Here is an 8,980-nt window from a genome sequence, read left to right on the forward strand (position 1 = left end):
ACAGGCCAATGAATCTGTTGACTGACACTCCGTATTCGCGAGCAAGCCCGCTCCCACACAAGCTCTCCCACAGTTTGACTGCGTTACCAAGTCAAGACAGCGCCTACGGCAAAGGTATCCGTGTCTTCATTCTGCGCATTGGTGTCATGCCCCTTGATCTGGAACTGGTTGTACTCCGCCACCAGCTTCAGGTTGGCGTTGACGTCATGGAACAGCGCAATCCCACGGGTTTCATAATCCGCGCCGCTGCCGACCACGCCGTTGCCGTCGTCCTTGGTCTTACCGTAGGACAGCGCCAGGCGGTTCTTGCCGAGTTTGTACGAGCCTTGCACCAGGTAACCGTTGCTGTCGACATTGCGCAGGGTGGCCTCACCCGCGTTGTTGGTAAAAAACGGGTTGATGCCCTTGGCCTGGAACCCCGAGCCGGTCAGCGACAGGCCGCCCATCTTTGCCTGCACGCCGTAGCCCAGGCCCTTGGAGGTGACACTGGCGACGTTGGCGTCGGTGTTGTCCGAGGTCTGGTAGCTGCCGTTGAGCCAGCTGTAGATCTTCGCCCCACCCACGTCGAACTGGTAGGTGATCTCGCTCTCGGTGCGCGGGTTCTTCTGGTAGGCCTTGCCCAGGGCGCTGCTGTCGTTGGTGTCCACCGGGTCCATGATGCCGACGGCGACGCGCAGGCCATCCATCACCGGGGTGCGGTAGGTGATCTGCGACGTGGGGAACGGGTACGGGTAGCCGCTGCCGATATTGCCGAACGACACACCGCCGCCGTCCACCAGGCCGAGGCTGTCGCTGACCTGGCCATAGCCGGCCAGCAGCTCGTCGAGCAGGATGTTGGAGCGGGCGAACAGGCCGAAGTCCTTGCCGATCAGCACTTCGCCCCATTCTTTATTGGCCACGGTGCCGTAGAACTGGCGCACGTCGATGGCGGTGTCGGTGCCGTTGGTTTCGCTGTCGTTGATGGTCACCCAGAACGAGGCACGGGCGCCGAGCTTGAGGTCGTCGACCTGCTTGGTCATGTTGAAGCCCAGGTAGTTGGGCAAGAAGCCCATCTTTACGCGGGACTGGCGGCGGTCGTACTGGTCGCCTGCGCGGTCCACGTCGCTGTTGACGTAGAAGGCGTTGATGTAGCCGTCGGTGGAAAAGGTGGTTTCGTCCTTGTCGTACAGCATGATTTCGGCGTCGGCGAACGGGCTCAGGCCGAGGCCGACGATAAAGGCAGGTAACAGACGCAGGGGGACATTCTTATTCTTATGCATGGCGCGCTCCGCAACGGGGACTTGATGTCGGAGGCGATTATCAAAAGGCGCCAGGCCCCGGCATACGCTGCCTTGGACGTGGTTTCAGGCTGCTTTGGGCGGGCTGCGGGTGCCCGCCAAGTTTGGTGTAAGCCAGGCCCGGCACTTAGTGCGTAAGACCGGCCTTGGCCAACATGCCCACAGCCACCAGTACACACAGGCTGGCAAAACCGACCTGCAAGTACCGAGCGGGGATCACCGAACTCAGGCGCCGACCGGCGAGCATGCCGACGATGCTTGCGCCGACGAACACCCAACCCAGCGGTTCGATGGTGACCCCGGCATGGAACGCACCGGCCACGCCGATCAACGACAGCAGGCTGACCACCATCAGCGAGGTGGCGACGATGCCGCGCATCTGCACGTCGGTGAGTTGCTTGAACGCCGGCACGATGAGGAAGCCGCCGCCCACGCCGAGCAGGCCGGACACGGCGCCGGTGACCGCGCCAAGGGCGGCCAGGGTGGCGCTGCACTTAGCCGTCCAGGTCAGGCGCCCGGTCTGCTGGTCGAGCATGCAGTTCTTCTGACCCCAGGACGCGGTGCCATGGTCACTCGGCCCGGCCTGGTGTTTTTCGCGCTGCAACATGCGCCAGGCCACCAGCACCATCAGCGCGCTGAACAGGCCCATCAGCACGGCCTCGGGCAATTGGTGGGCGAAAAACACCCCCACCGGCGAGCACAACGCGCCCAACAAGGCGATCAACAACGCGGCGCGGTAACGCACCAGGCCGTGGCGCAAGCCGTCGAGCGCGCCCACCGCGGCCGCCGCGCCAACGGCCAGCAGCGACACCGGCGCGGCCTGGGTCATGCTCAGGCCCAACCCCAACACCAGCGCGGGCACCCCCAGGATGCCGCCACCCGCGCCGGTCAGGCCCATCACCAAGCCCATCAATACCCCAAGAACACTCGCCAACAACATTCAATCCACCTTAGGCCGGATGCTGCCGTGTGGCGTCACATCCCGCATTGCGATCCTTTGCCTCGGACCGTTTTTTTCACTTAAGCTCGCAAGCCTATGTGGAAATCACGTCTATACCAAGGACCGCCGTCATGTCAGCGTTGATTAAAGCCTTTCTGGACGAGGCGTCGTCGACCTACACCTATGTGCTGCACGAGGCCGATGATGGCCCCTGTGCCATCGTCGACTCGGTGCTCAACTACGACCCGGCCTCCGGGCGCACCGACACGCGCCAGGCCGACCAGGTGATTGCCTACGTGCGCGAACACCGCCTGCAGGTGCAGTGGTTGCTGGAAACCCATGCCCACGCCGACCACTTGTCCGCCGCGCCGTATCTGCGCCGGACCCTGGGCGGCAAGATCGCCATTGGCCAGTCCATCAGCACCGTGCAGGACGTGTTCAAGAACCTGTTCAACCTGGAGCCGGAGTTTCGTGTGGATGGCTCGCAGTTCGACCACTTGTTTGCGCCGGACGAGGTGTTCTACATCGGCAACATCAAGGCCCAGGCCCTGCATGTGCCGGGGCATACGCCGGCGGACATGGCCTATCTGGTGGATGACCGGCTGATCCTGGTGGGTGACACCCTATTCATGCCGGATGTGGGCACGGCGCGGTGTGACTTCCCCGGTGGGGATGCGCGGCAGTTGTATGCGTCGATGCGCAGGTTGCTGGGTTTTCCGCCGGAGACTGAGCTGTATGTGTGCCATGACTACCCGCCCGAGGGGCGTGAGGCGAAATGCATGACGACCGTGGCCGAGCAGCGGGCGGGGAATATTCATGTGCATGACGGGATCGACGAAGCGGCGTTTGTCGAGATGCGCACCACTCGGGATGCCGGGTTGGGCATGCCGACCCTGTTGCTGCCGGCGATCCAGGTAAATGTGCGGGCGGGGAATATGCCGCCAGCGGAAGAGAACGGAGTGGTATACCTGAAGATCCCCCTCAACCAACTTTGAAATGCCAAACCCTGTGGGAGCTGGCTTGCCTGCTCCCACAGGGGTCAGCATTTCACAGTGGAAGGTGTGTTGGGTCAGGTACCGAGGTTTATGCCATTAGCGGGTAAAGGCAACGCGGTTTTATAGCGCACCTGCTTCAACGCAAAACTCGACCGAATATTCGCCACCCCCGGCACCTTGGTCAAAAAGTCCATCATGAAGCGCTCCAGCGACTGGATCGTCGGCACCAGCACCCGGATCAGATAATCTGGGTCGCCGGCCATCAGGTAGCACTCCATCACTTCCGGGCGGTCGGAAATCGCGCTTTCGAACTGCTGCAACGCCAGTTCATTCTGCTTTTCCAGGCTGACGTGGATAAACACATTGACGTGCAGCCCCAGCAAATCCGCATCCAGCAGGGTGACTTGCTCACGAATCAAGCCCAACTCTTCCATCGCCTTCACCCGGTTGAAACACGGCGTGGGCGACAGGTTCACCGAACGCGCCAGGTCGGCGTTGGTGATGCGGGCGTTCTCCTGCAAGGCGTTGAGAATGCCGATATCGGTACGGTCCAGTTTGCGCATGAGACAAAATCACCTGTTTATTATGTTTATGCAGTTTTTTTATCCGCAAATGGTCGTGAGTGCAACGAAACACAGATAAATATTCTTCTACGCCCCGCCTATGATTGTTGTAGGACAAGATTTCCCCTACCCGGGGACTGACTGTCAGCTAGCGCGCCCACTACAAGAAATTCACAAGATAGAGCGTAGAAAGCCATGACCCAGCAGTACGAACCGCTGCGCCTGCACGTCCCTGAACCCTCGGGACGCCCAGGCTGCAAGACCGATTTTACCTACCTGCGCCTGACCGACGCCGGCCTGGTGCGCAAACCCGCCATCGACGTAGAACCCGCCGACACCGCTGACCTGGCCAAGGGCCTGATCCGCGTGCTCGACGATCAGGGCCAGGCCCTCGGTCCGTGGGCCGAAGGCGTGCCGGTGGAGATCCTGCGCAAAGGCATGCGCGCGATGCTCAAGACGCGCATCTTCGACAACCGCATGGTGGTCGCCCAGCGTCAGAAAAAAATGTCGTTCTACATGCAAAGCCTTGGCGAAGAAGCCATCGGCAGCGCCCAGGCCCTGGCCTTGAACATCGACGACATGTGCTTCCCCACCTACCGCCAGCAAAGCATCCTGATGGCCCGCGAAGTGCCACTGGTGGACCTGATCTGCCAGTTGCTGTCCAACGAGCGTGATCCGCTCAAGGGCCGCCAGTTGCCGATCATGTATTCGGTCAAGGAATCCGGTTTCTTCACCATTTCCGGCAACCTCGCCACCCAATTCGTACAGGGCGTGGGCTGGGGCATGGCCTCGGCGATCAAGGGCGACACCAAGATTGCATCCGCCTGGATCGGCGACGGCGCTACCGCCGAATCCGACTTCCACACCGCCCTGACTTTCGCCCACGTGTACCGTGCGCCGGTGATCCTCAACGTGGTCAACAACCAGTGGGCCATCTCCACCTTCCAGGCCATCGCCGGCGGTGAAGCCACTACCTTCGCCGGACGCGGCGTCGGTTGCGGCATCGCCTCCCTGCGGGTGGACGGCAACGACTTTATCGCCGTGTATGCCGCCTCCGCCTGGGCCGCCGAACGGGCGCGCCGCAACCTGGGGCCAACGCTGATCGAGTGGGTCACCTACCGCGCCGGCCCACACTCCACCTCCGATGACCCTTCGAAATACCGCCCCGCCGATGACTGGAGCCACTTCCCCCTCGGCGACCCGATCACCCGCCTCAAGCAGCACCTAATCAAGATTGGCCAGTGGTCCGAAGAGGAACACGCGGCGGTCAGTGCCGAGCTGGAAGCCGAGGTCATCGCGGCGCAAAAAGAAGCCGAACAGTACGGCACCCTTGCCGGCGGCCAGATTCCAAGCGCCGCGACCATGTTCGAAGACGTCTACAAAGAGATGCCGGAGCACTTGAAGCGCCAGCGTCAAGAGTTGGGGATCTGACATGAACGATCACAACAACAGCATTGAAGTGGAAACCGCCATGACCACCACCACCATGACCATGATCCAGGCCCTGCGCTCGGCCATGGATGTGATGCTCGAACGTGACGACAACGTGGTGGTGTTCGGCCAGGACGTCGGTTATTTCGGCGGCGTGTTCCGTTGCACCGAAGGCTTGCAGACCAAGTACGGCAGCTCGCGGGTGTTTGACGCACCGATTTCCGAAAGCGGGATCATCGGCGTGGCGGTGGGCATGGGTGCCTATGGCCTGCGCCCGGTGGCCGAGATCCAGTTCGCCGACTACGTCTACCCCGCCACCGACCAGATCATCTCCGAAGCCGCGCGCCTGCGTTATCGCTCGGCCGGCCAGTTCACCGCGCCGCTGACCATGCGCATGCCTTGCGGCGGCGGCATCTACGGCGGCCAGACCCACAGCCAGAGCATCGAAGCGGTGTTTACCCAGGTCTGCGGCCTGCGCACGGTGATGCCGTCCAACCCTTACGACGCCAAAGGCTTGCTGATCGCCTCCATCGAAAACGATGACCCGGTGATCTTCCTCGAGCCCAAGCGCCTGTACAACGGCCCGTTCGACGGCCACCACGACCGCCCGGTAACCCCGTGGTCGAAACACCCGCAAGCGCAAGTGCCGGACGGTTACTACACCGTGCCGCTGGACGTGGCCGCCATCGTGCGCCCGGGTTCGGCCGTCACCGTGCTGACCTACGGCACCACCGTGTATGTGTCGCAAGTCGCCGCCGAGGAAACCGGCATCGACGCCGAGGTCATCGACCTGCGCAGCCTGTGGCCGCTGGACCTGGAAACCATCGTCAAATCGGTGAAAAAGACCGGCCGTTGCGTGGTGGTGCACGAAGCCACGCGCACCTGCGGCTTTGGCGCCGAGCTGGTGGCGCTGGTGCAAGAGCATTGCTTCCACCACCTGGAAGCGCCGATCGAACGCGTCACCGGTTGGGACACCCCCTACCCGCACGCGCAAGAGTGGGCGTATTTCCCAGGGCCGTCCCGTGTGGGCGCGGCGTTGAAACGGGTCATGGAGGTCTGAATGGGCACGCACGTTATCAAGATGCCGGACATTGGCGAAGGCATCGCAGAAGTTGAACTGTCGGTCTGGCATGTCAAGGTCGGCGACCTGGTGGTTGAAGACCAGGTGCTGGCGGATGTGATGACCGACAAGGCGATGGTGGACATTCCCTCGCCGGTGCACGGCAAGGTGATTTCCCTCGGCGGCGCGCCGGGTGAAGTCATGGCCGTGGGCAGTATTTTGATCAGCATCGAAGTGGAAGGCGCCGGCAACGCGAAGGAAGCGCCGGTGGTGAAGGAAGCGCCCAAGGCTGCAGCGGTCGTGGAAGCCAAGCCCGCGCCAGTGGTTGAAAGCCAACCGGTGGTGGTCAAAGCCGCAGCGGCACCGGTTGCCCGCGACGCCGACGAGCGTCCGCTGGCCTCCCCTGCCGTGCGCAAGCATGCGTTGGACGCGGGTATCCAGTTGCGCCTGGTCCAGGGCACAGGCCCGGCAGGCCGGATTCTCCACGAAGACCTCGACGCGTACCTGCAACAGGGCACGGCGAAGGCTTCATCCGCTGCCAACCCGTACGCCGAACGCAACAGCGAAGAACAGATCCCGGTGATCGGCATGCGCCGCAAGATCGCCCAGCGCATGCAGGACGCCACCCGCCGTGCCGCGCATTTCAGCTACGTGGAAGAAATCGACGTCACCGCCCTCGACGAGCTGCGCGTGCACCTCAACGAGAAACACGGCGCCACACGCGGCAAGCTGACCCTGCTGCCGTTCATCGTGCGTGCCATGGTCGTAGCGCTTAAAGACTTCCCGCAGATCAACGCCCGCTACGACGACGAAGCCCAGGTCATCACCCGCCTTGGCGCGGTGCACGTGGGTGTTGCCACCCAAAGCGACGTCGGCCTGATGGTGCCGGTGGTGCGTCACGCCGAGGCCCGCAGCCTGTGGGGCAACGCCGAAGAAATCGCGCGTTTGGCCACCGCCGCACGCAATGGCAAGGCCAGCCGTGACGAGCTGTCGGGCTCGACCATTACCCTGACCAGCCTGGGCGCCCTGGGCGGCATCGTCAGCACTCCGGTGCTGAACCTGCCGGAAGTGGCCATCGTCGGCGTCAACCGCATTGTCGAACGGCCGATGGTCATCAAGGGCCAGATCGTGGTGCGCAAGATGATGAACCTCTCCAGCTCGTTCGATCACCGTGTGGTCGATGGCATGGACGCGGCGCAATTCATCCAGGCCATTCGCGGCCTGCTCGAACAACCCGCCAGCCTGTTCCTGGAGTAAGGCATGTCGCAGACTTTGAATATCACGCTGCTGATTATCGGCGGCGGCCCTGGCGGTTATGTGGCGGCGATCCGCGCCGGCCAACTGGGTATCCCGACCATCCTGGTAGAAGGCCAGGCGCTCGGCGGCACCTGCCTGAATATCGGCTGCATCCCGTCCAAGGCCTTGATCCACGTGGCCGAACAGTTCCAGCAAACCATCCACCACAGCCAGGGTTCGCAACTGGGCATCGAAGTGGATGTGCCGACCCTGGACATCCGCAAAAGCGTGGAATGGAAAGACGGCATTGTTGACCGCCTGACCACTGGCGTTTCCGCGCTGCTGAAAAAGCACAAGGTGCAGGTGATCCACGGCTGGGCCAAGGTGGTGGACGGCAAGACCGTCGATGTCGGCGAGCAGCGCATCCACTGCGAACACCTGCTGCTGGCCACCGGCTCGAAGAGCGTCAACCTGCCGATGCTGCCGCTTGGCGGGCCGATCATCTCGTCCACCGAAGCCTTGGCGCCGACCCGCGTGCCGAAACGGCTGATCGTGGTGGGCGGCGGCTATATCGGCCTGGAGCTGGGCATTGCCTACCGCAAGCTCGGCGCCGAGGTCAGTGTGGTCGAGGCGCAGGATCGTATCCTGCCCGCCTATGACGCCGAGCTGACGCAACCGGTAAACGAATCCCTCAAGCAGCTGGGCGTGAAGCTGTACCTCAAGCACAGCGTCACCGGCTTTGCCGATGGCAAGTTGCAAGTACGCGATCCGAATGGCGACACCTTGTCATTGGCCACCGATCAGGTGCTGGTGGCCGTGGGGCGCAAACCCAACACCCAGGGCTGGAACCTTGAAGCCCTGAACCTGGACATGAACGGCGCGGCGATCAAGATCGACAGCCGTTGCCAGACCAGCATGCGCAATGTCTGGGCCATCGGCGACCTGAGCGGCGAGCCGATGCTGGCGCACCGGGCCATGGCCCAGGGCGAGATGGTTGCCGAACTCATCAGCGGTCAACACCGCGAATTCAACCCGGCGGCGATCCCGGCCGTGTGCTTTACCGACCCGGAACTGGTGGTCGTGGGCAAGACCCCGGATGAAGCCAAGGCTGCCGGGCTGGACTGCATCGTGTCGAGTTTCCCGTTTGCGGCGAATGGCCGGGCGATGACGCTGGAATCGAAAACCGGCTTTGTGCGGGTGGTAGCGCGGCGCGACAATCACCTGATCGTCGGCTGGCAAGCGGTGGGGGTTGGTGTGTCGGAGCTGTCCACCGCGTTTGGCGTGAGCCTGGAAATGGGGGCGCGCCTGGAGGATGTGGCGGGTACGATCCATGCCCACCCGACCCTGGGCGAGGCCGTGCAGGAAGCGGCTTTGAGGGCCTTGGGGCACGCGTTGCACCTGTAAAAGCCGCAACCCCCTGTGGGAGCGGGCTTGCTCGCGAATGCGGTGGATCAGCCAATAAATCTGATGACTGACAC

General features: G+C 62.9%; 8 protein-coding genes. 5 read left to right on the forward strand and 3 right to left on the reverse strand.

The window, feature by feature from the left end; genetic code table 11:
* Nucleotides 1-83: 83 nt before the first annotated feature.
* Both NUV89_RS24850 and NUV89_RS24855 read right to left on the reverse strand, forming a co-directional pair.
* Nucleotides 84-1,259 carry a porin gene (locus tag NUV89_RS24850; RefSeq protein ID WP_257783401.1) on the reverse strand — a complete coding sequence of 392 codons (1,176 nt, stop codon included), beginning with the start codon at nt 1,257-1,259 and terminating at the stop codon, nt 84-86.
* Between the two features lie 145 nt (nt 1,260-1,404).
* Nucleotides 1,405-2,217, reverse strand: coding sequence for a sulfite exporter TauE/SafE family protein (locus NUV89_RS24855; RefSeq protein ID WP_257783402.1), 813 nt, complete (start codon nt 2,215-2,217; stop codon nt 1,405-1,407).
* A gap of 131 nt (nt 2,218-2,348) precedes the next feature.
* On the opposite strand from NUV89_RS24855, the gene NUV89_RS24860 reads away from it, so the two are divergent.
* Complete coding sequence (locus NUV89_RS24860; RefSeq protein ID WP_257783403.1) at nt 2,349-3,212, forward strand: MBL fold metallo-hydrolase; 864 nt, start codon at nt 2,349-2,351, stop codon at nt 3,210-3,212.
* Nucleotides 3,213-3,286: 74 nt separating this feature from the next.
* On the opposite strand, the gene bkdR is transcribed toward NUV89_RS24860, so the two are convergent.
* Nucleotides 3,287-3,775 (reverse strand): Bkd operon transcriptional regulator BkdR, encoded by a 489-nt coding sequence (bkdR, locus tag NUV89_RS24865; RefSeq protein ID WP_017735434.1) that lies wholly within the window; start codon nt 3,773-3,775, stop codon nt 3,287-3,289.
* A gap of 195 nt (nt 3,776-3,970) precedes the next feature.
* Between bkdR and NUV89_RS24870 the strand changes: the two genes are divergently transcribed.
* Genes NUV89_RS24870 through lpdA form a run of 4 tightly spaced genes read left to right on the forward strand, consistent with a single transcriptional unit; the run spans nt 3,971 to nt 8,906 of the window.
* Complete coding sequence (locus NUV89_RS24870) at nt 3,971-5,206, forward strand: 3-methyl-2-oxobutanoate dehydrogenase (2-methylpropanoyl-transferring) subunit alpha (RefSeq protein ID WP_207042734.1); 1,236 nt, start codon at nt 3,971-3,973, stop codon at nt 5,204-5,206.
* Nucleotide 5,207: 1 nt separating this feature from the next.
* Nucleotides 5,208-6,266, forward strand: a complete 1,059-nt coding sequence (locus NUV89_RS24875; RefSeq protein ID WP_207042733.1) for an alpha-ketoacid dehydrogenase subunit beta — start codon at nt 5,208-5,210, stop codon at nt 6,264-6,266.
* Complete coding sequence (locus NUV89_RS24880) at nt 6,267-7,523, forward strand: dihydrolipoamide acetyltransferase family protein (protein WP_257783404.1); 1,257 nt, start codon at nt 6,267-6,269, stop codon at nt 7,521-7,523. It begins immediately after the preceding gene.
* 3 nt (nt 7,524-7,526) lie between these two features.
* Nucleotides 7,527-8,906: a dihydrolipoyl dehydrogenase gene (gene lpdA / locus NUV89_RS24885; protein WP_257783405.1), complete on the forward strand. Its 1,380-nt coding sequence runs from the start codon at nt 7,527-7,529 to the stop codon at nt 8,904-8,906.
* Nucleotides 8,907-8,980 lie beyond the last annotated feature (74 nt).

The organism is Pseudomonas sp. 18.1.10, from assembly GCF_024655625.1.
Classification (GTDB): domain Bacteria; phylum Pseudomonadota; class Gammaproteobacteria; order Pseudomonadales; family Pseudomonadaceae; genus Aquipseudomonas.